The following is a 25,327-nucleotide window of genomic DNA, read 5'->3' as shown; positions in this document are numbered from 1 at the left end:
CGGGACGATCCCCACAGCATCGAGAGACAAACGAGAGGAGGAGACCCATGCCGGAACTGCCTGAGGTGGAAACGATCGTCCGCACCCTGCGCACCCTCGTGCTGGGCAAGACGATCGAACGCGTCAGTGTGACGCTGCCGCGGATTGTGCGCCGGCCGGACGACGTGGAAGCGTTCAAGGCGCAGCTGGCCGGCCAGACCATTCGTGAGATCAAGCGGCGGGCCAAGTTTATCCAGTTCATTCTGGACAAGGACGTGCTCGTCTCCCATCTGCGCATGGAGGGACGCTACGGCCTGTACCAGGCCGCGGACCCGGTGGAGAAGCACACGCACGTCATTTTCCACTTTGCCGACGGCACCGAACTGCGCTACCGGGACGTTCGCCAGTTCGGGACGATGGACCTGTTCCCGATCGGGTTGGAAACGAGCGAGGGGCCGCTGGCCAAACTGGGCGTCGAACCGCTGGAGGACAGCTTTACCCCGGACGTGCTGCGCCGTCTGCTCAAAGGGCGGACGACCAAGATCAAGCCGCTTCTGTTGAATCAGGAATGTATTGTCGGGTTGGGGAATATTTATGTGGACGAATCCCTCTTTCGGGCGGGCATTCACCCGGAACAGCCGGCAGGCAGCCTGACCGCCAAACAGGTGGCCAAGCTGCACGAAAGCATCGTCGCCACGCTGACAGAGGCGGTGACACAAGGCGGCAGTTCGATCAAGTCGTACGTCAACGGCCAGGGCGAGATGGGCATGTTTCAGCAGTCGCTGTTGGTATACGGTCGCAAAGGGGAGCCGTGTACCCGCTGCGGAACCGAGATCGTCCGGTTCGTGGTCGGCGGCAGGGGGACGCACATCTGTCCCGCCTGTCAAAAAGTTGGCAAGCCCATCAAACGAGGAGGAAAACGGGCATGATTCTAGGATTGACAGGAGGCATCGCCACGGGAAAAAGTACGGTGACGGCCATGCTGCGGGAGCGCGGCATTCCTGTCATTGACGCCGACCAGATCGCCCGCGAGGTTGTGGAGCCGGGCAAACCTGCCTACGAGGCGATCGTTCGTCACTTCGGCAGGGACATCCTGCTTGCCGACGGCCAGATCAACCGCAAGAAGCTGGGGGAAATCGTCTTTTCCAACGAGGCGGAGCGGCAGAAGCTGAACGCCATCGTCCACCCGGAAGTCCGCCGGGTGATGCGGGAAGAGGCGGAAACCGCGGAGCGGAACGGGGCCGCCATCGTGTTTATGGATATTCCCTTGTTGTTTGAGAGCAAGCTGCAGCATATGGTGGATAAAATCGTCGTGGTGTACGCGCCGGCCTCCGTCCAGTTGGCGCGGATGTTAGAGCGGGACGAGCTGGATGAGGAACAGGCGCACAAGCGGCTTAGGGCGCAGTGGCCGATTGAGCAGAAAAAACAGCTCGCCGATTTTCTGATTGACAACACCGGGACGCGTGAAGAGACGGAACGGCAGGTGGAGCGCCTGCTGGCAGAATTGAAAGCGGAGCTGTCGGGATGAAGCGAGGCAGGCGAGCGACAGTCGTCCTGATCGTGCTGATGGGCGTCTTTTTGCTGATCAACTCCCCCTTGGTCTGGAAGTGGATGTATCCGATCAAGTATCAGAGCGAGATCTTGGAGGCGTCCCGCCGCTATCAGGTAGACCCCTACCTGATTTTGGCCATCATCCGTTCGGAGAGCGGCTTCAAACCGGACAACGTCTCGAAGAAGGGAGCGATCGGGCTGATGCAGATCATGCCCGACACGGCAGAATGGATTGTGGAGCAGGCGGGCTTTCAGCCGAAGCAAAAGGACTACCTGTACGATCCGGAGATGAACATCAACATCGGGACCTGGTACCTGTCGTTCTTGCAGCAGAGGTTTCAGGGCGACGTGGTCAAAACCATTGCCGCCTACAACGCCGGCCCCGGCAAGGTGAACGGATGGCTGACGCGCGAGCAGTGGAACGGAGAGCGAGACACCCTCGAGGACATCCCGTTCGGCGAGACCCGCCTGTACGTCCAGCGGGTGCTCTACTACCACGACCGATACCGGAACATCTATTCCGAAGAACTGCAGTAATGCCGCTTTCTCCCCTGGGGGAAAGCGGCTTTTATAGTTCCTCTGGCTTTGATTTTGACTTTGACGTAACAGCCGCTTTCGCCCCTTTCTGTATGTGTTCCAGTATCTCTTCTGGAGCGTACGGCGTGGAGGGAGACACATTCAAAATCGTTGCCGCCCGTCTATCCAGCCACACACTTTCTTGTCCTTTTTGGTCAACAGCGACAAAAATAAACCCGCCCGCGTAAAAAACGTACGTGAGGTTAACGTCTTCGCCCAGCTCCGCCTTTATTTTCTCGTGCAGTTCAAACAATTCAGACCCTGATTCACCGGCCATGATTGGCCTCGTATCCGTTGCGAGCGTAAACCCTTTCACCTGATTGCCATCCAGGATAAATGAGAGCTTCTCATCCGAAGGCAGCAGCAGGTCTATCATGGTTGAACCTTCGTAGGAGAGGATTTCCTCCACATCCGGCAATTCGGCACCCTGAATGGAAAAGTCGGACAGGCGGTAATTGGCACTTTCATTGCGTAGCGATTTGTTATGGCGGCCTCGAGCTTCCTCCATCTGCTTGAATGCGTTAACCGCCTGTATCATACAAATTCTACCATGGGTAGTCGTCACTTGCAGCCAATCAACCTCTAATGTCAGCATCTTACTCCACAGACGCTGTTTTCCCGCTGCACTTGCTGCATATGTCGTCGTACGGCAGGGGCCCTTTTGTGCCCTGGGCTGATTGGTAGCTCTCAGGCATTCGTCCACAATTGTCCCTGATTCTTCGACGGGCCTCCTTCCCGAACAGAAGGGGGGCTTTTCATGCTTTACGCGTTCGCTCCCTGCCACCTCGATCGCCTGGTCGCAGTCTCATGCCCTTCCCGCTTGTCCTGTCCTTTGCCTGATCACCCCGCCCCTTCCGACCGAACGGAAAACAGGATGGCAAATCGTCCAAATATTTATTTTTTCAGTAAAACACATTGATAATTGTGTCATACTTATTATAATAAAAGTAAGGATTAGTGTAACTCAATGTAGGAAGGGGTTTCTAATTATGACAATCAAAATCGGTATTAATGGTTTCGGACGCATCGGACGTATGGTTTTTCGCCGCGCTGTTCAGGACCCCAACATCGAGATCGTTGCCATCAATGCCAGCTATCCCCCTGAAACACTCGCTCATCTGTTGAAATACGATACCATTCACGGGCGTTTTCCCCATAAAGTGGACGTGCAGGACAACCAGATCATCGTAAACGGCAGGCCGACTGTCGTGCTGTCCGACCGCGACCCGCTCAATCTGCCGTGGGGCGAACTGGGCGTGGAGATCGTCGTGGAGGCCACCGGCAAGTTCAAGGACCGCGAAGGCGCCGGCAAGCACCTGAAAAGCGGCGCGAAAAAGGTGGTCATCACCGCGCCGGCCAAGGAAGAAGACGTGACTATTGTCATGGGCGTAAACGAGGAGATTTACGACCACGAGAAGCATCACATCATCTCCAACGCCTCCTGCACCACCAACTGCCTGGCGCCGGTGGCCAAGGTTCTGCACGACGCGTTCGGCATCGAGCAGGGCCTGATGACGACGGTTCACTCCATCACCAACGATCAGGTGAACATCGACAACCCGCACAAGGACCTGCGCCGCGCACGCGCTGCCGGCGAATCGATCATTCCGACCACGACCGGCGCCGCTCGTGCCGTGGGCAAGGTGCTGCCGGAGCTGAACGGCAAGCTGAACGGCTTCGCCCTGCGCGTCCCGACGCCGAACGTCTCCGTCGTCGACCTGGTCGTCAACACCAAGAAGCCGGTGACCGTGGAAGAGGTGAACCGCGTGCTGCGCGAAGCGAGCGAAGGCAGCATGAAGGGCTACATCGAATTCTGCGACGAACCGCTGGTCTCCAGCGACTTCAACGGCAACGATCACTCCTCCATCATCGACGGACTCTCCACGATGGTGATGGGCTCCAACCAGGTGAAAGTGATCGCCTGGTACGACAACGAGTGGGGCTACTCCTGCCGCGTGGTCGATCTGGTGCGCCACGTGTCCGAGGATCGCAACCGCACCCGGACAAAAGAGGCGGCAGCCGTAGCCGCGAACTAACCTGCCCGTAAACAGACAGCGAACCCCCTGGGACCCTTGCGGAGTCCAGGGGGTTTTTGCGAACGTGCAAGACAAGGGGTAAATCATCTTGAATGATGATAGGGGGACTTCGTCTTCCGAAACAGGTTCCCGCTGTTCTTCGCTACGAGACGAAACTTGGTGAATACGCCCAGATTGACTGGGGGTTATCATGTAGCTCTGGATGGTTCAGTCCGAAAAGTGCCGGTATTTGTCATGGTTTTAGGATACCTCGTGCCACTCATATCCTCTAACCAACAAAAATTCGCAGGTTAGATGTAAACCGTCGATGGTGGACAAAGATCACGCATCAAGACGATTCGTTCAATCCTGTCAAAGAATAAAACAAGGGCCCGCTGAACAGATTCAAACTTCATTGACCACAAGGGATTTGCCTCGTTTTCATCGAAATCATGTACAAGGAAATCAATGTTCGAAATTCCTTGCGCTGGAACAGATATGGCTTTATCCATACGCCTCTGTGCTTGATAACCAATTACTAATCCTGTGTGTCACCCTAAATATTTGAAATTTTTGGTATTAATGCTATAATTGCTAGGTTAAAAAATTATGAGCGGTGTTACAATCTTAGCCATGCTTTCTGTATTGTTGGCACCGGGAGCCTCTGCGAAAACGTATACTTGCGACAATGATCCTGTTTCTGGTTCCGGTTGTAGCGATTACAATGGAAGTACTTTTGTTTACAAAAGTAATCAAAGCAGTAGTTATAACGACGATCATAGATTAAGTACGGCACAAGATGAAGATGATTATTATATCTGGTACTTCGATGAAGCTACAGCCGGGACTCCTGAAGTGTATGTTTATTTAAATAGCGCCTCTTTTACTAACAGAGAAGCTCATTATTACCTTGGAACTACAGATCCATACACGTCTGAATATGTGGGCGCTGTCAATCAATATACCGCGGATGAAGGGTGGAATTTTGTTGGGGATGACGTTACTGTTACCGGGGATGTTGAGTTGATGGTCATAGCGTATGATTATGATCGAAGCGGGGATACTGGAGCGGATGCTGCACGATTGGTTTATTAATGAATGTAAAACAAGTAAGGAGGGCATATAATGTCAAAAAAAATGATGATTGCCGGTTGCACAGGTATATGTTTACTACTCACTTCAGTCGCCTATGGCTCTAGTGGAGATACAGGAAATGCTCCGTCTCCCGCTTCAAATGAAACCACGGTTCAGCAAAAATCAGAAATACATTCCGCACGTCAAGATATTACCGCTGCAGAAATCCGGGAAAAAATGTTCAACGCCATTGATTATTATACCACCATTCAAGGAGCTTATCGAATCATTCAAAAGCCAATTGGCGTCGATGAGGTTGTGGAATTTGACGTATCCATAGGCGATACACCCGGGAGCTACGTAAAAGTGAAAAGCAACGTGACAGGGAAGCAGAGTGAGCACATATCAAATGGGGAGACCATGATCCATTTATACGAACAGGAAAAAGCATTTGTCAAACAGCAGAAAATAAAAAAGGTGACGAAGGAAAGCAAAATCCAGAAGGGCCCCCGCTACTATAAAGATGAAGAGGGAATCCCTGTATATAAATACAGAAAAGACCCATCGTATGCAGAAAGGGCTCACGATGTCATCTTTCCGCAGGCTTATGGTTTTTGGCTCTATCGGTACCCGCACGAAATTGTGGGAACGGAACAATATCTGGATCGAACGGCAGTCGTACTTGAAGGAACTCTATCCGGGACACTGGCAGAAAAACACCGGGCGAACACATTCAAGCTATGGGTTGATCAGGAAACGGGAGTGTTGTTAAAACTGGTTGAGACAGATGATGAGGGAACCGTAATGAATCAGATGGAAGTGCTTCGCCTGTCAATTGACAAAGGCGCTGACACTTCCAAGTTTCAGATTATAGAACCGAAGGGATGGAAGGATATAAGTCCTGTTTTGAACAAGGAAAGGGAGGTACGAGTGGGTCCAAACGGCAAGGAAGCTGAGTAGCGTTGAGAGACCTGCCTCCGAAGTCGGGGGCAGGTTAGTTTTCGATAGAGGCTTTTCTGTAAAACGAAGAAGTCATGGAAGAAAGTTGGGGGCCCCCGCCCGGCTCAGCGTTAGGTATAGCCGGGTGGGGTTTATTATGGGAAGGAGACGTTTCAATTTGCACTGTTTTGCGCAAGCCCTTCCAGCGAGAACAATTCTTCGTCTTCAAAGCCGACGATGAACAGGTTGATCTGCGACTTCAGATCCAGTTCGTACGGCACGCGCACGTCGTTGCCGCGGCCGTCCTTCAAGACACGGACGGTGGGGCGGTGGCAGTAGTCCGGGTCGACCCGGCAGACGACGCCCACCTCGCCGGTGTTCAGCACGACGCTGCTGCCGATCGGGAAGACGGCGATGTGTTTGCTGAAGGCTTTGATCAGATGGTGCTCAAACAGGTGTCCGCCCGCCCCGAACAGGTATTCCAGCGCGTCCTGCGGCATGTACCGCTTTCGCCAGGGGCGGGGAGACGTGAGCGAATCGTAGACGTCGCAGATGCCGACGATCTGCGCGTACTCGTGAATGTTCTTTCCTTTCAACCCCTGCGGGTAACCGCTGCCGTCCAGCCGCTCGTGGTGCTGCAGGCAGACGTGGGCGGACAACAGCGAGATGTCGTGCTGCTTGCGCAGGAGGTTGAAGCCCAGCATCGTGTGCTGCTTGGCGATCTCCTGCTCTTCCTCGTTCCAGCGCTCCTGCTTTTGCAACAGCTCCGGCGGAAGCTGCACCTTGCCGATGTCGTGCAGCATCGCCCCGATGCTCAACTCCATCAGTTGGCTGCGGCTGTAGCCGAGCGACATGCCGACCGCGGCCGCCAGTACCGCCACGTTGACCGAGTGATGGTAGAGCGAGGGCGAATGGGTGGAGATGCTGGTCAGATGGAGCAAGAGCTGCTGGTTGCCCATCATGTCGTCCAAGATGGAATTACAGGCCTGCTGAAAGAGAAGCCCCATTTCGTTGAGCGAAACCTTCCGGGCCAGCTTGTTCGAGTTGGTGATCTGCTTGACTGTTTTGACAATCGCTTCGACGGCTGTCTGGCGGGTTTCCGGCCGGATGACGTCCTCCACGACGATGTCTTCCGTACGCTCGTCTTCAATGTAGAGCGAGTCGATGCCGGAGCGGGTCAACCCCTGAATCAGCCGTTCGGTAAGGGTGACGCCTACCCCCAGTAACGTTTTCCCGTCTTCGGTAAAGATTGTACGGCCCACCTTCATCCCGGGGCGGGCATGTTTTATTGAAACTAACCGCATAGGAATCCCTCCAACCTGTACCCAAATTGTACTCCATTTGACTTAGACGTGAAATAGGTACAAGGATTGACTTGACTTCCGGCGGGAAATTGAGGGACACTGAATGAAAGTACCGTCATAATTGGAGTTGATTCCGCGATGCGCTGTCCGTTTTGCGATTACAATGGGACCAGGGTACTAGATTCCCGCCCCTTTAACAATAACAAGTCGATTCGCCGCCGGCGCGAATGTGAAAAATGCGAACGTCGCTTTACCACGTTTGAGGTGGTGGAGGAGACGCCGCTCTTGATCATTAAAAAAGACGGAACCCGCGAAGAATTCAGCCGGGAAAAGGTGCTCCGCGGCCTGGTGCGGGCCTGTGAAAAGCGGCCGGTGCCGCTGGAGGTGCTGGAGAACGTCGTCAACGAGATTGAGAAGGAACTGCGCAGCAGCGGTCAGTCGGAAATCCCCAGCAAGGACGTCGGGGAAAAAGTCATGGAGCGGCTGTACCACGTCGACGAAGTGGCCTATGTCCGGTTCGCTTCCGTCTACCGCCAGTTCAAGGACATCAACGTGTTCATGAAGGAACTGGAAGAACTGCTGGCCCAGGCGCGCGGCTCGGGTCAGGCGGAGTAAGGCAGCGGGGAAGGGAAGGACAAGCCTTTCCTGCAAATCGCTGCGTCGCTTGGTAGGGATTCGCCAGTCGCTCTGTCTGGAAACATGCTTCTCCTTCTATAACAATTGGGTTGTCATCAGGCCAAGACGCCCTTGCGATGTGCAAGAGCGTCTTTCCTGCTGTCTTCAAACCCCATTCGTTCGGGTTTCAGAGAGCCCCTTTCCCGATAGCCGCGAGCACGTCCTGCTTTCATCCGCGGTGGGCCGGACGGCGGAGGAGGCGATCTTTTTTGGCTCCGCGTTGGCGAGCCGGAGGTCGTCGTATCCGGCCAACGCGCTCCGTTCTTCTGGAGCGGGGACCCCCCTACGCGCGTCCCGCCGTTTCGGACACGGCGGCGGCGCGTGCTCTTCCAGCCACTGTCGTATCTATCGCCGACCGGACATGATATAATAGGGAAACCAGACTAGTCAGGAAGGAAAAGGATCAATGCCTCGTCTCGTGTGGAACGAATTACTGCCGAAAGATCGATATCTGGTGCGGCTGGCGCGTCCGCTCAGCTTTGCCGAAATGGGCTTCGTCACCCAGCTCTACCTGCCGATCATCGGTGTGGAGTCGTTTTCCCTCTACCAACTGCTGGTGCACGAGGTGCAGGAGGCGAACGGAGCGGCGGTGGAAAGCACGCACCGCAGCCTGATGCTGATGACCGATCTCTCGCTGGACCGCCTGCTGGCGGCGCGGGAGCGGCTGGAGGCACTGGGCCTTTTGGCCGTCCGCAGACGGGAGAATCGGCAGCGGGACTACTTTTACGAATACCTGGTAAAACCGCCGCTGACGCCAAACGAGTTTTTTGCCGACTACGTGCTGTCCGTGATGCTGCTGAACAAAATCGAAAACGTCCGCTATCAGCAGTTGCGGCAGCGGTACGCCGACCCGCTGGGGGCCGCTCTGGAACAGGAGTACCCGGTGTCGGAGACGGTGACCAAGGATTTTTACGAAGTGTTCCAATCGTTGAAACCGTCCGAGTTGGAAGTGCACAAAGGATCGGAGCGGGAACAGTTTCTCGCGCAGATGGAAACCCGCTATCCGGCGTCTCCGATGCAGTCGGGTTTTGAAGCGGCGGTCCATCACCCGCTCGGGGCTTCGTCCCTGCGCCACTACCTGCCGGACAACGCCTCCCCGGACAAGGTCTTCTCCGGGGAAAGCGTGGAGTTTTTGTACAAGCTGCACCACTTCTACCAACTGGACAGTTGGGGATTGGGGCAGGAGCTGCGCGACTGGACCCTGTACAAGCCGGACGGCAGCCTGGACATGGACGTCCTGCGCAAGCGGCTGGTGCAGCGCTACACGGACGACAAGCTGCACCGCACGCCGGCGGCCCCTGCCCCAGGCGACGACGAGTGGGGGCCGGGCCGCCTGCCGGAACCGGGCAGCGAAGCGTTTGCCCGCGCCTGCCGGCAGCTCTCGCCCCTCTCCCTGCTGGAGCGGGTGGTTGGCGGCCGGGTGAGCCGGGTCTTTTTGGAACGGGCGGAAAACCTGGTGTTTGGCGACGGCCTGACCGTCGAGGTGGCCAATGCGCTGCTGCTTCACACGCTGCAGAGCATGCAGATGGAACTGCCCAAAGCCTACATGGAGACGATCCGCGACAGTTGGAAGGCGAAGCGGATCACGACCGTGGACGAAGCCGTGCGGCAGATCCTGGAGCGCGCCGACCAGCGGGCGCAGCACGCGGAGAAGGCGAAGCGGCCGAAGCGGGAAACGGACACCGCCGTTCGCCGTGGCGGCCGCCCCATCCTGCAGGACAAGCTGCCTGCTTCGGTGGAATGGCAGCTTTCGCAGGAGCGCGAGCCCCAGGAGACGGTCAAAGGACAGTCCATCCAGGACGATCCCGAGTTGAAAACCATGTTGGAATCGCTGCGCAGACGGCAGAGAGGAGTGTGATGAGGGATGGAATCGATCAGCCAATTCATGCAGGAACTGGCCAAGCGGACGCCGCGCCACCTGCTGACGCCGGATCAGCAGTTGGACAAGATGTTTCGCTCCTCCGCCTATTTGCAGTCGTTTCAGCAGGAACACCCGGACCTGTCCCGCGACGACTACCTGCGGGCCCTGTCCAGCGTCTACACGGCGGTAAAGGAGCAGTACTGGTGTGAGCACTGTCCCGGGCTGGAGCAGTGTCCCAACCTGGTCAAGGGCCACCGCAGCCAGCTCAGCGTGAGAAACGGCGCCATCGTCAGCGCCATCTCTCCCTGCGACAAGCAGCAGGCGTACGAGGAAGACCTGCGCCGCCGCCGCTTGATGCGCAGCTACTACGTCTCCGAGGAGACGATGGCCGCCAGCTTTGACCGGCTGGAGCTGGACCAGGCGAATAGGGCGGCCGTGGCGGCGGCCATCCGGTTTTGCCAGACGGTCGGCAGCGGCGAGCGGGTAAAAGGACTGTACCTGCACGGGCCGTTTGGCGTGGGCAAAAGCTACATCATGGGGGCGATCGCCCGCGAGCTGTCGGAGCGCAATATCGCTTCGCTCATGGTGTACGTGCCCGATTTTGTCCGCGAGATGAAGGACTCGCTGTCCGACCAGTCGTACGCCGGCAAACTGGAGATGCTGAAGGAAGTGCCCGTTCTGATCCTGGACGACATCGGCGCGGAAAACCTCACGCCCTGGGTGCGCGACGAAGTGCTGGGCGTCATCCTCAACCAGCGCGTCAACAACCACCTGCCGACGCTGTTCACCTCCAACTACTCGCTGGAGGAGCTGGAGGAGCATCTCTCCATCTCCAACGGCAACCGGATCGAACGAACAAAGGCGGCCCGCATCATGGAGCGGATCCGCCATTACGTGGACGTGTATCTGATCATGCGCAAGAATCAGCGCATCGAAAGCTGACTTCCCAGATACGAGAGGCGCCATTTGGTGTACGCCAGCACCTCTCGCGCCAAGTGATACGGCCTGTACAGCACGTTGGACTTCACCCCGACGGGATGGGCGGATATGCCCAGCGCTTGCGCCATGTCCATCGCCCGGGCGAGGTGATAGTCGTGGCTGACAACAAGCGCGCTGTGCAGGCCGTTTTGCTGCATGACCTGCCGGCTGAATAGCAGGTTTTCGTACGTGTTGGTCGCCTCGGACTCCATCAGGATGCGGTCTGCCGGCACGCCCTGCTCCACCAGGTAGCTGCGCATGACCAGCGCCTCTGTCACGCCTTTTCCGTCGCCCAGTCCCCCTGTGACGATCAGGGTGGGCACGTATCCTTCCTTGTACAACCGCAGCGCCAAATCCAGCCGCTCCCGCAGCCCCGGACTGGGCTGGTCTCCCCACACGGCCGCCCCCAGCACGATGGCCGCGTCCGCTTTTTGCGGAGCGGCGTTGCGGCTCGTCTGATCGATCCGCCACAGAACGTACCCGGACCACAGTGCGGCCGCCGCCAGGCAGACGGCCGACCAGGTGAGCAGGCGTTTTTTCCAGGGGTGTACGGTTGGGATGGTTGATGTCGGTATCATGGGTTTCCTCCGGTTGTCAGGGGGTTTGAGCGTTTATTGATGTTGCTCGGTGTTCGCGATCCGCTTGCCCATCGTTTTTTCGGGCGGTGTGCTTATGCTCGTGCTGCAGTCCGCCGCGCTATGGATGGATGATGGCGAGTTGATTTCAGGGCAGCGGTGTTCCTATGTACATATACGGATAAGCGGGCCGGTCCGTTACGCTTGGTGGGCACATGCAGGGAGTTGGTGGATGGCGGGGGAGAGGTGACGGTCAGGTATTTATAGCAGCGAAGGAGGAGGCGTATCGGAAGGTCGTTCAACGGGTTTCGGGCAGAACATTTTCCGTTTCGTCAGGGTGAAAATTTTTTTTAAAATCCTATTGATCTTTGAAGAAGGCATGTGCTATAATCAATCTCGTGGTAAGGAACGAGATGTTCCGAAGAAGATAACGAGATACGGGGCATTAGCTCAGCTGGGAGAGCGCTACACTGGCAGTGTAGAGGTCAGCGGTTCGAACCCGCTATGCTCCACCAACATATTAAATCAAAACGGCAGAGATGCCGTTTTTTTGATGGCTTTTATTGAACAAGCTAGAAAGAACCTTCCAATCAGACCATTGCTTATGAATAGTAACATTATACGTGTAGGATTTATAAAAAGAAAAGTCCTGAAGAACGAATATGAAGGATTACTTTCCACTCCTTCCTTGGCAACACTAATCACCTTTAGCGTGACAGCGGTTCAATCCCAATAGGGTCCACTACATAACAAAACGAAACCATATCAGAGGACATGGTTTCTTGTTACTAGAAGATTGACAACCCCTAGTTAAGCGGTCTGTGTTATTTTCAAGGTGAAATTACCTTGTAGTGAAGTATAATTATAACTTAGCCAACATGCCGTCAATGATCGTCTGAGTTGCCTTATCTTTGAGGTAGATGTCAAAGCGTACAAGTTCATCTATTTTACAGGTCCATAAAACCTTGCTTTCCCGTATTAATCGACGTCTCAGTTTGGCTTTGCTACTTTTAGGTAGATTTTCACATATTTGTTCAAACGTTTTTTCATCTTGTTCTGTCCATTGATAAATTCCTTTTCTTTCTCTAATAAAATCGGTCATCACGTCTACTAAGGCATTATATAGTTCGTCCTTACGACACTGCTTTCGGGGAAATATTGATCTGACTTGTATGATTTGTAAACACTTCATTACTTCTTTTAGGGTACGCACTTTTTTGCTGTACCTGATCTCTTTTACAAATGATTCTTGTAGTTCTGGCTTTAATAACCAATGCGAAAAGAAGTGGGGCCATCGTAATTCGGATAGGATATAGTTAAATAGTAAACAAGTTTGAGTTTTTTCGTCCAATTGCAGCAATAAATCATTGATTCTATTTAGTTCCACTTCTATTTTCTTGAAAAGTTCATTCTGTATGCTAGACTCTTTCTTGCCAATTTTGTACTGCTCCAATCTAGCTAATTCCTCTATGTATCTCTTAAGTTTTTCTGTTAATAGGTAGAAACCGATGTTTTGATGAATTTCATATTGATGATTCCTCATCAAATCCAACAACCAACTGTCGGAGACTTCGACAGTTAAGTGGTGAGAACATAAATTTAATAACAACAATTTTGACTGGTCTTCCATTAACAATGCTCTAAATTTTTCTTTATCCTCATTATAGATTATTTTGGCAGCCATGAAGAATTCGATGAATTCCCAATAATAAAAGTCTCCAGCAAATCTCCTCAAAATTCATATTTATTTTGAAAAGAATTGTAAGACCAAGTGATGTTTAGAGCAAATTTTTGGCTGGTCCCTTTAGTTAATATGGACAACCCACCATACAATAAAGAAACAAGATTATATTTCTTGATATACTTTCGAACTTGCTCGCCTTCATCAAGATTGCGTTTCAATAGTGCCATAACAAATATTGCCGTATAGATTGGTTTATTCTTTTTTTCTTCCTCTGGCAAAGTGTCGAGAAAGGCGGCAAATTCCTTTGTCCAGTTTGAAATCGATTTTCTTCCTAGAGTTCGTTTTAGGCGGTCTTTAACTTCGTTATATCCTTTTATTTGATTCCAACTGTCCATCATAATGGAAGAGAGTTCATTTAATATTTTCCGCTCCAAATCAACCTCTCTCCTTTCTCATATACTAGCTTTTTCTTCTATGTTAGGAAACTCCACAAATTTCCTTAGCTCCTCGAAAATATTTTTCGCAGTTCTATTATGCAATTTTTGGATACAAAAATAATTGCTATCTAATGAATTTAAGGATGTTCCAATAGTTATTCCTGTTACGAACTGATCTTTATCTAGGATAAAGAGGAATCGATCATGTATATATTGTTTTATCTGAAAAAATTGAATTCCCAATTGTACATCTTTTCCTTTTTTAGTTCGAATAAAAGAGTCTTCTCTAGTTAAGTTGGAAAATTCTGTTGCGGTGATGGGATTGCGTTCCGATTTCATAGGATTGTTAAAAAATACAATGTTTTTTTCCTCAGCATGGCAAAATGCAAAAATTCTGATCCAATCTATCGCGTAATTAATGCCATTCCGGTCTGAGAAGTATGAGTCGAAAAGCCATACTTGTTTACTTTTCTTTTTTAGTTCCTCTTGGATAAAATCCATTGCTTTTTGTACTTCGTTTGGTTTGATAAATACTGAGGTATGATCAGATTCTTCATCTTTCAGCCTACGTCGAATATCACTATTGGAGCGTTCAAGTTTTTCTATAACTATAGGCTTTTTTTCACCAATAATGGTTGTCTTTGTAACACCCTCGGACTCTACTTTGAAATCTTTTCCTAATTTTTTCAAGGGAACACTTTGAACTCTTTGCGTAGCAGTCATATTCATAACAATACTTCTCATATAGGCTACGTCTCTATCATAGTAGATTAGTCTACCGTCAGAATACATTTCGATATCATGACAGTTCCAAGGTTCATCAGACACAATTTCGATATCTTGTCCGATATGAAATTGTGCAGTGTCAACGATCTTTGTAGAAACAACTAAATCATTCTGTTTAAAATGCACGATTATATGGTCAGTTTTAATGTTGCCGCTTACGATAATTCCATCATCTTTTAGCGCATGATATTCCCTTTTGGAGCAGCTAAAAATAAAGACGTTTCCAAAGCTCATTGGGTTCTCTGAAAAATCAATTCCTGTATATCTTTTAGCAAATCTGCATATATTTTGAAAGGTTGGCACATCAACTTTTAACGTATATTGGTTGCCATCAGAAAAAAGACTTTGGGGCTTATCGATACATACGAGTTGTTCAATAAAAGCGCATGCCCCTTCACCGTATGGATTCAGGGCAGCCCTTTTCCCCAACAGCCCTTTCAATCTCCAACCGTTGTATGAGATCTGTTCAATTTCTTCATCAGGAACGACATATTCTTCAAATTTGAGATTTAAACGTCCCAGTTTTTCTACAACACGTTTATTTCTTTTACCAACATCATCATCGAACCCTTTATGGTAAATGGTAACGATGGTTTCACCACCGTAGGTTAAAATATTTTTAAGCATTGTATTTCCTCCAAGTTCTACATTCTCAATAAGTATAGAAAATTTTAAAATAGTTTGTCTACCATGTCTATTTTGAAGTTTTATACATAGCTAGACCAAACGATGGAATAGTAGCGTAAGGTAATTTACACAGAAATAGATGCTACAAATATCTATAGGTGGAATATTTATCTTTGCTTTGCATAATCATTTTCTTTATTGGTAGTGAGTTCGACCACTACGGGAGAGCGCTACACTGGCAGTGTAGAGGTCAGCGGTTCGGATCAGCTATGTTCCACCATACAATGAACTTCAGAACCCTTGAGAAATCAAGGGTTTTTTCAAGAGGAGCGTTATTAGCTTGATAGGCATCGATATTTAACATGGCCTTCTATAATCTCACTTATCGGTACAAATTTTATTTGAACTTAGGTTGTTTTTTCTTGTGATACCCCTCCTTATATAGTGACAAGTTCTTTTCCGGAAAAAACTTGGAATAAAAAATATGAGGAGGATAAAACATGCGATCAAGAGAATATGCTGATACTATCATTGTAAATTTGGACCAGATTCGAAAAATTGAACGAGCACAACGAGAGATGTACGATTCTGGTTTGGTAAGACTTGACAGTAACCGTTTGATGAGTGTGTTAGGTACCGTCTCTTCAGTTTTGGGACTTGCTTTTGTTACAAGTACTCCAGCTGGCATTGTTGCGGGTATCACAGGTATTTTGGCTTCAATTACACCGAGTGCAAAAGATATTCTTGAGCAAATGGTTTATAAAGGTTACTGGGAACTTGGCTATATGGAAGATTTCCTTGTGGACAACCCGCAATACGATCGTATGGAAATTGAATTACCGTTTATTGAATTTGATGTAAATGGTAAAGTTATTCGATTTATTTCTGGTAAAGGTATCATTAAACGGGTTCACTCAAAAAGTGGATGGATCGTAGTATAAAAAAGCCCGGTTATCATCCGGGTTTAGTTGAAGACAAACTCCCTCGTTGCTATTGCAGTCGAGGGAGTTTTTTTCCTGTATACATTAATGAAGCGAAGATGAAAGGTATTATGGGCATCCGGCATCTCCTGAAGGGGCTGACAAACAACTCCTGTAAGGCTGTCACGGACAATAGGCACATGGGCTCTCTCAACCTTTCGGACTGTACGAATATTGAAGGGAAGGAGTTTAGATAAAATCTTTATTGAAACTCAAGCTTAGTTAATTCAAGTACTTTTGATAGATCGACATCGTTGACAATTTTGTAAACATTAATGCGCTTGTCATGACTGATCCGTATGTAGTTGTGATTATCAAGAAGTTCCATACCAAACCGATATGACCCGTTCACATATAACCTTATGGCATAAGCCCCAGAAGACCTGAAGTCGTTAGCATTTTGCAACCTCATGGTTGAGAGTTCTGCAAGTATGTTTCTGACCTTGTCTTGATCAACGATCTTTGTGGTTGTGTCGTCCGAATATCTCTCCATTCTGATTGTAACCTCGTCATTTGGCTGTATCTGATCCTTTACGATGTCTGTAAACGAAGTGTATGACATTCTCTCCACGATCAAATAAACGCCGCATACAACAAGAATGAACAGAAAGGATAGTAGAATCGGTTTTCGCAAGATTTCTCTCCCCCTTGCATGATGTTGGTTCAGTAAAGACCGCACTCCTATAGGCGGGAAAACCAGGCAGTCTGTTACATATATTGTAAACTGCTCGAGGGGAAAGTCAGTAATATTTTTTCAGTGTGCAGACAAAGTCAGTGGTGTCATGGGCTGCTCGCTCTGTTTAACGACCAGCAAAGAAGCGGATCGCGTCCGCTCAAAACGCGACGCGGGCAGGGGGCCTGCGGGATGATGACAGGGCTGGCGTTTCTCCTGCTGTCTCCATATACATGAAGGTAACAACGTGTGAGGGAGGACAGCACACATGCCGGAACCAATGCTGTGGGGAGTAGATTCAGCTTCCCGAGTGGGAAATGAGTTGTATCAATGTGTGGTGCGCAACTTCGGCAAACCTGCCTACTGGGGGAGGTATTTGGCAACCGTACCCAATGCAGCGGACGGACTTACGAGAGCGGAAGCGTCTTTTCTTCATCGCAACGGCGTGAAGATCCTGCCGATTTACAGTAAATTCACCCGAGCGGTCGGCTATGGCCAGGGGCGAATCGCTGCAAGAAACAGCATGTATTATGCTCAACTGCTCGGTATTCCCAAGGGAACCATGCTGTTTGCCAACATCGAGAAACGGTTTCAGGTCGATGAGGCGTGGATCCGCGGGTGGGTGGATGCCGTCGATCAGGGAGGATATCGTCCGGGGATTTACTGTGATCCGAGTCAACCCGCCTTTTCCAGAGCGTATTGTCTCGCACAGGAAAAGAGTGAAAGGGTGAGAACGCGAACCGTGCTGTGGAGCCAGGAGCCTACGCCGGGCCCATCGTCCCCGCGTCAAGCACCGGCGTATTCACCCGTACGTCCCCCCTGTCCGGCACAGGTGTGGGCATGGCAGTATGGCGAAAACGCGAGAGAATGTCCGGTCGACACCAATCTGATGGACCGCAGGCTGTTTCAATGGCTCTGGTAAGTGTCCTTTCGGGGCCATCCCAACATGAGTGTACAGGAGAGAGCAGCAGTTCCCGCGACGAGCAATGCAATGTCGAGACCAAGGGCAGCCATGAATACATCATCACCGGGATATCTGGGTTTTAATGTAAGTCTTCTGCAGAGAACATAACAAGATACCAGCCAGTAGAAACTGCTTCCGATCGCCGCCAATATGAAACGCTCTTTTTGTGTTCCTCGCCAGAGTCTGCCAATGAACAGCCAAACGGTGATGCTTAGAACCACTGCATAAGGAACAAATGTAAACAGAGTACGTGTCATGTTGAAATATATTAGTAGGACAGCACCAAAAAGTGCAGCATTGAACAGCAAAACCATGATGCCAACCAACCACGGGTTCGCTTTCCACCTCCAATGCACCTTCGCAAGCAATCCCCCTATGGCCAAAAAGGTCAGCAAACCTGCAAGTACACTTGTTTGCAGCACGGTACTCAACCGAATCCCCCTTCCCCGTTTACCTGCTTCGTGATGCTTTGAAGACCGCAAGTGATGGGAACTCTGCGCGGCTCCACAACCACAAGGGTGTATGCACGTCAATGGGTACCAACCCACTGCCGAGCGGGGCTGCTTCCCATGCGTCAGCCACCGCCTGCCGGTCGTCGGCAGTCCCCCGTAAAACCTCTGGCGAACAAAGTCCCAATGTGACGGTCGCTTTCAAGATGTGCGTATCAGGAGCAACTGTGATGCGTTCACGGGTTCGTCATGATCCTCCTCCATGATCGGCGTGGATTCGAATTTTTCTTGATCTTGCATGGAAATCTATGGTATTAGTATAGAAGATTTACAGCCGTTCCGAAAGAATTGCGGGAAAAAAGGCCGGAACGCCATCATTGGCAGCATCCACGAAAAAACGGAGACGAATCGCGCGTCTCCGTTTGGTCTATCTCTATTCCGTTCGTTATTCCGTTCGTTTTTCGCTGCGAGTGGAACCGGACGTGTTCTTCCGGCGCCGACCGCATTGTGTTTTGCACCCGTCTGTGTTAGAATGAGGAGTGGTCACTACCAATTACAAAAACTGAATAATATATCCCAATATAATCATACCACAAATGATCCGGATTGTCAAACACTGTGGTCCCAAAAAATTGGCTGAAGAGGAGCGATACGATGAGCGTAACGGAGAGAGAATGGCGGGAAGAAGAAGAGCGCGTTGAACGTGTCATCGGCGAGATTGACCGGAAAATCGGCAGTCTGCAGGAGCATGTCAGCGACGTGCGGGCGGACATCGTGGAGATCCGCAAAAACTTCTGGGACGACGTGACGGTCAACGTTGACGATGCGACGGAAGCGGTGGAGACGTACGCGAGCATCAAGCAGCAGGCAGAGGTGCTGTCGGAGCGGGAACGCAGCCACCGCCATGCGAGCAGGCAGCTTGACACGTTGAGGAAGCTGAGACAGTCACCCTATTTCGGGCGGATCGATTTTGTCGAAGACGGGGAGCGGGAAGCGGAGCGCATCTACCTGGGAATCGCCTCCCTGCTCGACGAACGGGACGAACAGTTTCTCGTCTACGATTGGCGGGCGCCGGTGTCCAGCCTGTACTACGACTACCCGCCCGGACCGGCGCAGTACGAGACCCCCGGCGGCACGATTGCCGGCACGATGGAGCTGAAGCGGCAGTACATCATCCGTGACGGCCGGATCCGCAGCATGTTTGACACGGGGGTCACCATCGGCGACGAACTGCTGCAGGAAGTGCTCGGCAGACAGGCGGACGGGCAGATGAAAAGCATCGTGGCCACGATTCAAAAAGAACAAAACCGCATCATCCGCAACGAGCGAAGCCGGCTGCTCGTCGTCCAGGGGGCGGCGGGAAGCGGCAAGACGTCGGCCGCCCTGCAGCGGGTGGCCTATCTCCTCTACCGGTACCGGGAAACGCTGCGGGCGGAGCAGATCGTGCTGTTTTCCCCCAATCCGCTGTTTAACAGCTACGTGTCGACCGTCCTTCCCGAACTGGGGGAGGAGAACATGCAGCAGACGACGTTTCAGGCGTATGTGGAGCACAGGCTGGGGGAGACGTTTCTCATCGAAGATCCGTTCGCGCAGATGGAATACGCCTACACCGCCATGGACGAACCGGGGTATGACGCCCGCATGGAGGGAATCCGCTTCAAGGCGTCCGCCGCGTTCATGCAGGTGATCGAGCGCTACGTGGAATCGCTCGGGCAGGCGGGGATGATCTTTGCGGATGTGACGTTCCGCGGCAGGACCCTGATTGACGCCGAGCGAATCCGGGAGCAGTTTTACTCGCTCGATCCCTCGCTGCGCCTTCCCAACCGGATGAGGCTGACGGCGGAGTGGCTGCTGGAGGAGCTGCGGAAGCGGGAGCGCCAGGAGCGAACCCAACCGTGGGTGGAAGACGAAATCGACCTGCTTGATCGGGAGGCGTATTACCGCGCCTATCAAAAGCTCCGGCAGCAAAAGCGCTTCACCGAAGAGACGTTTGACGACTTTGAGCGTGAACGGGAGCTGCTTGCCGCCACGGTCGTCAACGAGCACTTCGATCCGCTGCGCCGGTGGGTAAAGCAGTTGGGATTTGTCAACATGCCGGCCGTCTACCGGCAGTTGTTCGCCGATCCGCGGTACGCGTCTCGTTTTGCGAACGACGTCCCCTTGCCGCAGCAGTGGGAGGAGATCTGCGCCCGGACCGTGGAGATGCTGGACCGGTCCGAGCTGTTCTGGGAGGACGCCACGCCGTATTTGTACCTTAAAGAGCGGATTGAAGGGTTTCAGACCAACACGTCGGTCCGGCACGTGTTTATCGACGAGGCGCAGGACTACTCGCCGTTTCAGTTCGCCTTTATCCGGCGGCTGTTCCCGCACAGCAGAATGACCGTGCTCGGCGACTTGAACCAGGCGATATACGCCCATGTCGATGCCCAAACGGACTTTTCCCCGCTCGCTTCGCTGTACGAAGACGGGCAGACCGAGACGATCGTGCTGACGCGGAGCTACCGGTCCACGCGGCCGATCGTCGAGTTTACCCGAGGGCTGATCGCCGGGGGCGAAGTGATTCAGCCGTTTAACCGGGACGGGGTGAAGCCGACCTTGACGCAAGCCGCCGACACGACCGACCTGACCGTCAAGATCGCCGCCCGCATCCGCGCGCTTCAAGATGCGGGACACCGGACGATTGCGGTCATCTGTAAAACCGCCCGGGAAAGCCGGGACGCGCACGCGGCGCTCAGCGACAGGCTGCCGGTGCGCCTGATCGGCAAGGAGACGGTCTCCTTCGAACCGGGCGTGCTCGTCATCCCGTCCTATCTGGCCAAAGGCGTCGAATTCGACGCGGTGCTCATCTACGACGCGTCTCGGGCGAAGTATGGGCGGGAGACGGAACGCAGGCTGTTTTACACCGCTTGTACACGGGCGATGCATGAACTGCACCTGTATGCCGTCGGCGAGGTGAGCCCGTTTGTGACCGCGCTTTCCCCCGATACCTACGTCGTGGAGAGCTGACAGCTGCAGGCCGCCGGGCCCCCGCACCCGCCGTGTGCGTCAAAACGCGTGCCGGCCGCTTGCGAAGCGGCTATAATAGCAGAGGAAGAACAGGATGTTCGCGGCTGGAACAAACATGAGGTGATCGCATGAACACATTGCCCGTCGATTCGATCATCCCGGAGTTGAAAGAGGCGCTTCGCACCCGCAGCGGCGCGGTGCTGGTGGCTGCGCCCGGGGCGGGGAAGACGACCCGGGTGCCGCTTGCGCTTCTCGACGAGCCGTGGCTGGCCGGACGCCGCATTCTGATGCTGGAGCCGCGCCGTCTGGCTGCGCGGGCGGCGGCCCGCTACATGGCCGCCTCACTGGGGGAACAGGTGGGAGACACCGTGGGGTACCGAGTGCGCCTGGATTCCCGGGTCGGGACTGCCACGCGCATCGAAGTGATTACCGAGGGCGTGCTGACGCGGATGCTGCAGGCCGACCCGGCTCTGGAGGGCACGGGACTGGTCATTTTTGACGAATTTCACGAGCGCAGCCTTCACGCCGACCTGGGATTGGCCCTGTGCCTGGAGGCCCAGTCCGTGCTGCGCGACGATCTGCGCATCCTGGTCATGTCCGCCACGCTGGACGCCGAGCCGGTTGCCGCGCTGTTGGGCGATGCGCCGGTCCTGACGAGCGAGGGGCGGGCCTATCCGGTGGAGACGCGCTATCTGGAGCGCCGGGTGGAGGGACCGGTCGAACCGGTCGTCGTCCGGCAGATTCAGGAAGCGCTCGCGTCCGAATCGGGAGACATCCTCGTCTTTTTGCCGGGCGCGGGCGAGATCCGCAGGGTGGAAGAAAGGCTCGCCGAACTGGATTTGGGCGCCTCCGTCCGGGTGGCCCCCCTCTACGGGAATCTGCCGCAGGAGGCGCAGGACCGGGCGATCGCGCCGGGACGGCCGGGCGAGCGCAAAATTGTCCTCGCGACCTCCATCGCCGAGACCAGCCTGACGGTGGAAGGGGTCCGGGTGGTGATTGACAGCGGCCTGGCGCGGGTGCCGCGCTTTTCGCCGCGAACCGGCATGACGCGGCTGGAAACCGTCCGGGTGTCGCAGGCGTCGGCCGAGCAGCGGCGGGGCCGGGCAGGCCGTCTCGGCCCCGGCGTATGCCGCCGCCTGTGGACTGAACAGGAGCACCGGCACCTGGCTGTGCGAAACACGCCCGAGATTCTGGAATCGGACCTGGCTCCGCTGGCGCTCGAACTGGCTGCCTGGGGCGTCGTGGACCCGGCGGAGCTGCGCTGGCTCGATCCGCCGCCGGCCGCCGCGCTTGCGCAGGCGCGCGACCTGCTCGTCCAGCTCGGCGCGCTGGAGAAAAGCGGGACGATTACCCCGCACGGACGGCGGATGGCGGAGCTCGGTCTACATCCCCGCCTCGCGCACATGATCCTGCGGGCCATTCCGCTCGGTTTGGGCGGATTGGCGTGCGAACTGGCGGCAATTCTGAGTGAACGGGACGTTTTGCGCAGCGGTCATGCTCCGGCCGACGCCGATCTGCGCCTGCGGGTGGAGACGCTGCGACAGGCAGCGGCGGGAGGGCGGCCCGGCGATGCCGCACCGCCCGGTTACACGGTGGACGCGGCTGCGTGCCGGCGGATTCTTGCCGAGGCGAACCACTGGAAGCGGGAGGCGGGGATTGCCGACGACAGCGGCGGCGACGTGGACGCGTGCGGGCTTTTGCTCGCGTTCGCCTACCCCGACCGGATCGCGCGGAGGCGCGACAGCGGACGGTTTCTTCTGCGCAACGGCCGCGGGGCGGCGCTGGCGGGGCCGCAGCCGCTGGCCAAAGCTCCCTGGCTGGTGGCAGCCGAACTGGACGATCTGGGGGCGGAAGGACGCGTGCATCTCGCTGCTCCGGTGGACGTGTCCGATCTGGAGCGGCACTTCGCCGACCAGATCGAGGCGGAGACGACCGTCTACTGGGATCGCGAGGCGCAGGCCGTGCGGGCGAGACAACGGGAGCGGCTGGGGGCCCTGGTGCTGAAAGACGTCCCCCTGGCCGATCCCGATCCGGAAGAGACCGCGGCTGCGCTGCTTCGCGGGATCACCGAAGAAGGGCTGGAGATCCTGCCGTGGACCAAGCAGGCCCGCCAGTTTTGGCAGCGGCTGTTGTTCATGAGCCGGCACGAGGAGGGCTGGCCGGACGTGTCGGAGGAGGCGCTGGCGGCTTCGCTGCCTGACTGGCTCGGGCCGCACCTGTACGGATTGAAAAGCCGCGACGACCTGCAGCGTCTCTCCTTGACCGACATCCTCGCCGGGATGCTCTCCTGGGAGCGGCGGCGCAAGCTGGACGAGTACGCCCCGACGCATATCGTCGTGCCCAGCGGCTCGCGCATCCCGGTCGACTACAGCGATCCAGAAGCTCCGGTGCTGGCTGTGCGGCTGCAGGAGATGTTCGGGCTGAAGGAAACGCCCCGGATTGCCAGGGGGAGGGTGCCGCTGACGCTCCACCTGCTGTCGCCGGCACACCGCCCCGTGCAGGTGACGCGCGATCTGGCCAGCTTTTGGCGCAGCGCCTATTTTGAAGTGAAGAAGGATTTGAAAGGGCGTTACCCCAAACACTACTGGCCGGACAATCCGCTGGAGGCGCTCCCGACGAACCGGACCCGCCCCCGTTCGTGAAGCCAACGCATCACGTACCCAAAAAATGAGGACCTGACGATAACAGGGCTGTATCCGCCAGCGGCGAATGCCGCATGACGGGACAGCCCTGTTTTTTGTTTACGTGCGCCGCTCACGTGCTTGAAACGGCTTGTTCCCTGGAGGAGAAACTCCTTGCGTATGACTGGCCCGCCAGCGCGTCTTTTACGGACGGACGGGCTGGCCGGCTTTCACGGAGTCCGGAAGGCGGCCCCATTTTTCTTCGAAGATGAGCCGCTCCAGGTCAAGCCTGCGCTCCCATTGGAAGATTTCCAGCAGCGGCTGTTCCGGGTAGTGGTCCGTGTAGCCGATGGACAGCAGGGCAACCGGTTCCACATGCGGCGGGATGCCGAGAATGCGGCGCACATCCGGCTTTTTGTAGAAGCTGACCCAGCCCATGGCCAAGCCTTCCGCATAGGCGGCCAGCCACATGTTTTGGATGGCGCAGCTTACGGACATGATGTCCGTTTCCGGTATGGAGTTGCGCCCGAGCACGTGGTCCCCGCCTCTGGTGGGATCGCAGGTGACGCAGAGGGTTATCGGCGCTTCCTTGATCCCTTCGATTTTCAGATCCAAAAAGGCGAGTTCCCTGTCCGTCCCCTCGTAGTGAATGGCCAGCGCCCGCCGCTCCTTTTGCACGATCTCCGCCAACTGCTGTTTCGTCGCCGGGTCGCGGATGATGACAAAATTCCACGGCTGCATGAAGCCGACAGACGGAGCGTGGTGGCCGGCCTGCAGGATGGCGAGCAGCTTCTCGTCCGGAACGGGCTTGTCCAGAAACGTGCGGATGTCCCTGCGGTTTACGATGGCCTTGTACACGCCCCGTTTTTCTTCCTCCGACAAACGATTCACGAATGCCTTCCTCCTTGCGATTGTAGTGGACATGCTGCGCTGTGAACATTGTACCATTTGCGTAGGTCCGGACTCGCAAAAACGCGAATATCGGCAACCTTTTTGCCGTCCTGCCGTCTGTAAGGTACACGCTTCACGTATTACCCCTCCCTTTATGAGCTGCTTGTACGATACAGGTGGCTTTTTTTTATATTGCAGATGGCGGGTAGGGCAGCCTTCGCGAAAGAAACGGCGAAGCTCCCGATGTGGGGGCTTCCTGGCGTCTGTTCACAGCAGGGATGTATCGCGCCATCTCCGTCCATGGTATCTCTGCCATGCGACGGTTTTCACGATGAAGCCTTTGCTGGTTCCTCCGTTCGTAACTTTTCCTGAACTGGGGAATACTAGCTCCTGAGGTGTTGACCCGGATGGAGCAAAATATTTCCTTTACCGTATCGTGGAGCGACGCGACCCGCTTGGCCAAAATGCTGCAAGCCAGAAACCTGCGCTACGCCGTCAAACAACTGCCGGGAAAAACCACCCTGGCATTCGTCTTTCCCAAGCTGAGTCTCAGTCAGTACGTCTACCTGTACATCCTGTTCGGGGCAAAGCGGCAGGAAGGATGAAGGGAGGATGAACGGCGGCACCGAACGAACCGCCCCGGGACAGACGGGAGCACGCACCTGTAAATCGCGTCCCGCCA

At 54.3% G+C, this 25,327-nt stretch carries 23 protein-coding genes, 1 tRNA gene and 1 pseudogene; 16 read left to right on the top strand and 9 right to left on the bottom strand.

Going from position 1 to position 25,327, the window contains the following annotated elements; genetic code table 11:
- Window positions 1-47 precede the first annotated feature (47 nt).
- Genes mutM through A6764_RS17975 form a run of 3 tightly spaced genes read left to right on the top strand, consistent with a single transcriptional unit; the run spans window position 48 to window position 2,067 of the window.
- Window positions 48-908 (top strand): DNA-formamidopyrimidine glycosylase, encoded by an 861-nt coding sequence (gene mutM / locus A6764_RS17985; protein WP_065067975.1) that lies wholly within the window; start codon window positions 48-50, stop codon window positions 906-908.
- A complete protein-coding gene (coaE, locus tag A6764_RS17980) occupies window positions 905-1,507 on the top strand; it encodes a dephospho-CoA kinase (RefSeq protein ID WP_065067976.1) in 603 nt (200 codons plus the stop codon). The genes mutM and coaE overlap by 4 nt, the downstream gene beginning before the upstream one ends.
- Window positions 1,504-2,067: a lytic transglycosylase domain-containing protein gene (locus A6764_RS17975; protein ID WP_035300606.1), complete on the top strand. Its 564-nt coding sequence runs from the start codon at window positions 1,504-1,506 to the stop codon at window positions 2,065-2,067. The genes coaE and A6764_RS17975 overlap by 4 nt, the downstream gene beginning before the upstream one ends.
- Window positions 2,068-2,098: 31 nt before the next feature.
- Here A6764_RS17975 and A6764_RS17970 read toward each other — a convergent pair whose 3' ends face one another.
- A complete protein-coding gene (locus tag A6764_RS17970) occupies window positions 2,099-2,644 on the bottom strand; it encodes a hypothetical protein (protein ID WP_141669768.1) in 546 nt (181 codons plus the stop codon).
- 451 nt (window positions 2,645-3,095) lie between these two features.
- Between A6764_RS17970 and A6764_RS17965 the strand changes: the two genes are divergently transcribed.
- The 4 genes and pseudogenes from A6764_RS17965 to A6764_RS17950 all read left to right on the top strand — a co-directional run bounded on the left by A6764_RS17965 (window position 3,096) and on the right by A6764_RS17950 (window position 6,155).
- Window positions 3,096-4,142: a glyceraldehyde-3-phosphate dehydrogenase gene (locus A6764_RS17965; RefSeq protein ID WP_065067978.1), complete on the top strand. Its 1,047-nt coding sequence runs from the start codon at window positions 3,096-3,098 to the stop codon at window positions 4,140-4,142.
- A gap of 110 nt (window positions 4,143-4,252) precedes the next feature.
- Window positions 4,253-4,391: pseudogene (locus A6764_RS17960) on the top strand (IS21 family transposase); the annotation flags it as partial.
- A gap of 339 nt (window positions 4,392-4,730) precedes the next feature.
- Window positions 4,731-5,216, top strand: coding sequence for a hypothetical protein (locus tag A6764_RS17955; RefSeq protein ID WP_141669769.1), 486 nt, complete (start codon window positions 4,731-4,733; stop codon window positions 5,214-5,216).
- A 30-nt stretch (window positions 5,217-5,246) separates the two neighbouring features.
- Window positions 5,247-6,155: a sigma-E factor regulatory protein RseB domain-containing protein gene (locus A6764_RS17950; protein ID WP_065067979.1), complete on the top strand. Its 909-nt coding sequence runs from the start codon at window positions 5,247-5,249 to the stop codon at window positions 6,153-6,155.
- Between the two features lie 152 nt (window positions 6,156-6,307).
- On the opposite strand, the gene A6764_RS17945 is transcribed toward A6764_RS17950, so the two are convergent.
- Window positions 6,308-7,438 carry an HD-GYP domain-containing protein gene (locus tag A6764_RS17945; RefSeq protein ID WP_065067980.1) on the bottom strand — a complete coding sequence of 377 codons (1,131 nt, stop codon included), beginning with the start codon at window positions 7,436-7,438 and terminating at the stop codon, window positions 6,308-6,310.
- Window positions 7,439-7,576: 138 nt separating this feature from the next.
- On the opposite strand from A6764_RS17945, the gene nrdR reads away from it, so the two are divergent.
- The 3 genes from nrdR to dnaI all read left to right on the top strand — a co-directional run bounded on the left by nrdR (window position 7,577) and on the right by dnaI (window position 10,916).
- Window positions 7,577-8,053: a transcriptional regulator NrdR gene (gene nrdR, locus A6764_RS17940; RefSeq protein ID WP_029097707.1), complete on the top strand. Its 477-nt coding sequence runs from the start codon at window positions 7,577-7,579 to the stop codon at window positions 8,051-8,053.
- A gap of 466 nt (window positions 8,054-8,519) precedes the next feature.
- The gene (locus A6764_RS17935) at window positions 8,520-9,971 is read left to right on the top strand and encodes a replication initiation and membrane attachment family protein (RefSeq protein ID WP_264622311.1); all 1,452 of its coding nucleotides are present in this window, start codon (window positions 8,520-8,522) and stop codon (window positions 9,969-9,971) included.
- 6 nt (window positions 9,972-9,977) lie between these two features.
- Complete coding sequence (dnaI, locus tag A6764_RS17930; protein ID WP_029097705.1) at window positions 9,978-10,916, top strand: primosomal protein DnaI; 939 nt, start codon at window positions 9,978-9,980, stop codon at window positions 10,914-10,916.
- Here the strand turns inward: dnaI and A6764_RS17925 are convergent.
- Window positions 10,898-11,530, bottom strand: a complete 633-nt coding sequence (locus tag A6764_RS17925) for a YdcF family protein (protein WP_065067981.1) — start codon at window positions 11,528-11,530, stop codon at window positions 10,898-10,900. The two genes, dnaI and A6764_RS17925, sit on opposite strands and share 19 nt — an antisense overlap.
- Window positions 11,531-11,966: 436 nt before the next feature.
- Between A6764_RS17925 and A6764_RS17920 the strand changes: the two genes are divergently transcribed.
- Window positions 11,967-12,042 (top strand) — tRNA-Ala (locus A6764_RS17920).
- Window positions 12,043-12,389: 347 nt separating this feature from the next.
- On the opposite strand, the gene A6764_RS17915 is transcribed toward A6764_RS17920, so the two are convergent.
- Genes A6764_RS17915 through A6764_RS17905 form a run of 3 tightly spaced genes read right to left on the bottom strand, consistent with a single transcriptional unit; the run spans window position 12,390 to window position 15,061 of the window.
- Window positions 12,390-13,211 (bottom strand): hypothetical protein, encoded by an 822-nt coding sequence (locus A6764_RS17915; RefSeq protein ID WP_264622310.1) that lies wholly within the window; start codon window positions 13,209-13,211, stop codon window positions 12,390-12,392.
- A gap of 47 nt (window positions 13,212-13,258) precedes the next feature.
- A complete protein-coding gene (locus tag A6764_RS17910) occupies window positions 13,259-13,645 on the bottom strand; it encodes a hypothetical protein (RefSeq protein WP_264622309.1) in 387 nt (128 codons plus the stop codon).
- A gap of 18 nt (window positions 13,646-13,663) precedes the next feature.
- Window positions 13,664-15,061 carry a hypothetical protein gene (locus tag A6764_RS17905; protein WP_065067983.1) on the bottom strand — a complete coding sequence of 466 codons (1,398 nt, stop codon included), beginning with the start codon at window positions 15,059-15,061 and terminating at the stop codon, window positions 13,664-13,666.
- Between the two features lie 500 nt (window positions 15,062-15,561).
- Here A6764_RS17905 and A6764_RS17900 point away from each other — a divergent pair, with 500 nt between their 5' ends.
- Complete coding sequence (locus A6764_RS17900; protein ID WP_065067984.1) at window positions 15,562-16,002, top strand: hypothetical protein; 441 nt, start codon at window positions 15,562-15,564, stop codon at window positions 16,000-16,002.
- A 241-nt stretch (window positions 16,003-16,243) separates the two neighbouring features.
- Here the strand turns inward: A6764_RS17900 and A6764_RS17895 are convergent, their stop codons facing one another.
- On the bottom strand, window positions 16,244-16,675 hold the full coding sequence (locus tag A6764_RS17895; RefSeq protein WP_065067985.1) for a hypothetical protein: 432 nt from the start codon (window positions 16,673-16,675) through the stop codon (window positions 16,244-16,246).
- Between the two features lie 307 nt (window positions 16,676-16,982).
- Between A6764_RS17895 and A6764_RS17890 the strand changes: the two genes are divergently transcribed.
- Window positions 16,983-17,636: a glycoside hydrolase domain-containing protein gene (locus A6764_RS17890; protein ID WP_176703348.1), complete on the top strand. Its 654-nt coding sequence runs from the start codon at window positions 16,983-16,985 to the stop codon at window positions 17,634-17,636.
- Here the strand turns inward: A6764_RS17890 and A6764_RS17885 are convergent.
- On the bottom strand, window positions 17,621-18,109 hold the full coding sequence (locus A6764_RS17885; RefSeq protein ID WP_065067986.1) for a hypothetical protein: 489 nt from the start codon (window positions 18,107-18,109) through the stop codon (window positions 17,621-17,623). The two genes, A6764_RS17890 and A6764_RS17885, sit on opposite strands and share 16 nt — an antisense overlap.
- A gap of 672 nt (window positions 18,110-18,781) precedes the next feature.
- Between A6764_RS17885 and helD the strand changes: the two genes are divergently transcribed.
- Both helD and hrpB read left to right on the top strand, forming a co-directional pair.
- A complete protein-coding gene (helD, locus tag A6764_RS17880) occupies window positions 18,782-21,133 on the top strand; it encodes an RNA polymerase recycling motor HelD (RefSeq protein ID WP_065067987.1) in 2,352 nt (783 codons plus the stop codon).
- Window positions 21,134-21,261: 128 nt separating this feature from the next.
- Window positions 21,262-23,775 carry an ATP-dependent helicase HrpB gene (gene hrpB, locus A6764_RS17875; RefSeq protein WP_264622308.1) on the top strand — a complete coding sequence of 838 codons (2,514 nt, stop codon included), beginning with the start codon at window positions 21,262-21,264 and terminating at the stop codon, window positions 23,773-23,775.
- Window positions 23,776-23,958: 183 nt separating this feature from the next.
- Here hrpB and bluB read toward each other — a convergent pair whose 3' ends face one another.
- On the bottom strand, window positions 23,959-24,645 hold the full coding sequence (bluB, locus tag A6764_RS17870; RefSeq protein WP_065067990.1) for a 5,6-dimethylbenzimidazole synthase: 687 nt from the start codon (window positions 24,643-24,645) through the stop codon (window positions 23,959-23,961).
- A 407-nt stretch (window positions 24,646-25,052) separates the two neighbouring features.
- On the opposite strand from bluB, the gene A6764_RS17865 reads away from it, so the two are divergent.
- Complete coding sequence (locus A6764_RS17865) at window positions 25,053-25,250, top strand: hypothetical protein (RefSeq protein WP_065067991.1); 198 nt, start codon at window positions 25,053-25,055, stop codon at window positions 25,248-25,250.
- The last annotated feature ends 77 nt before the right edge of the window (window positions 25,251-25,327 follow it).

It is taken from the genome of Brevibacillus sp. WF146 (genome assembly GCF_001673705.2).
Lineage (GTDB): Bacteria > Bacillota > Bacilli > Brevibacillales > Brevibacillaceae > Brevibacillus > Brevibacillus thermoruber.
Note: the sequence above shows the minus strand (reverse complement) of the source record. Positions and strands in the feature narration are given on the sequence as shown.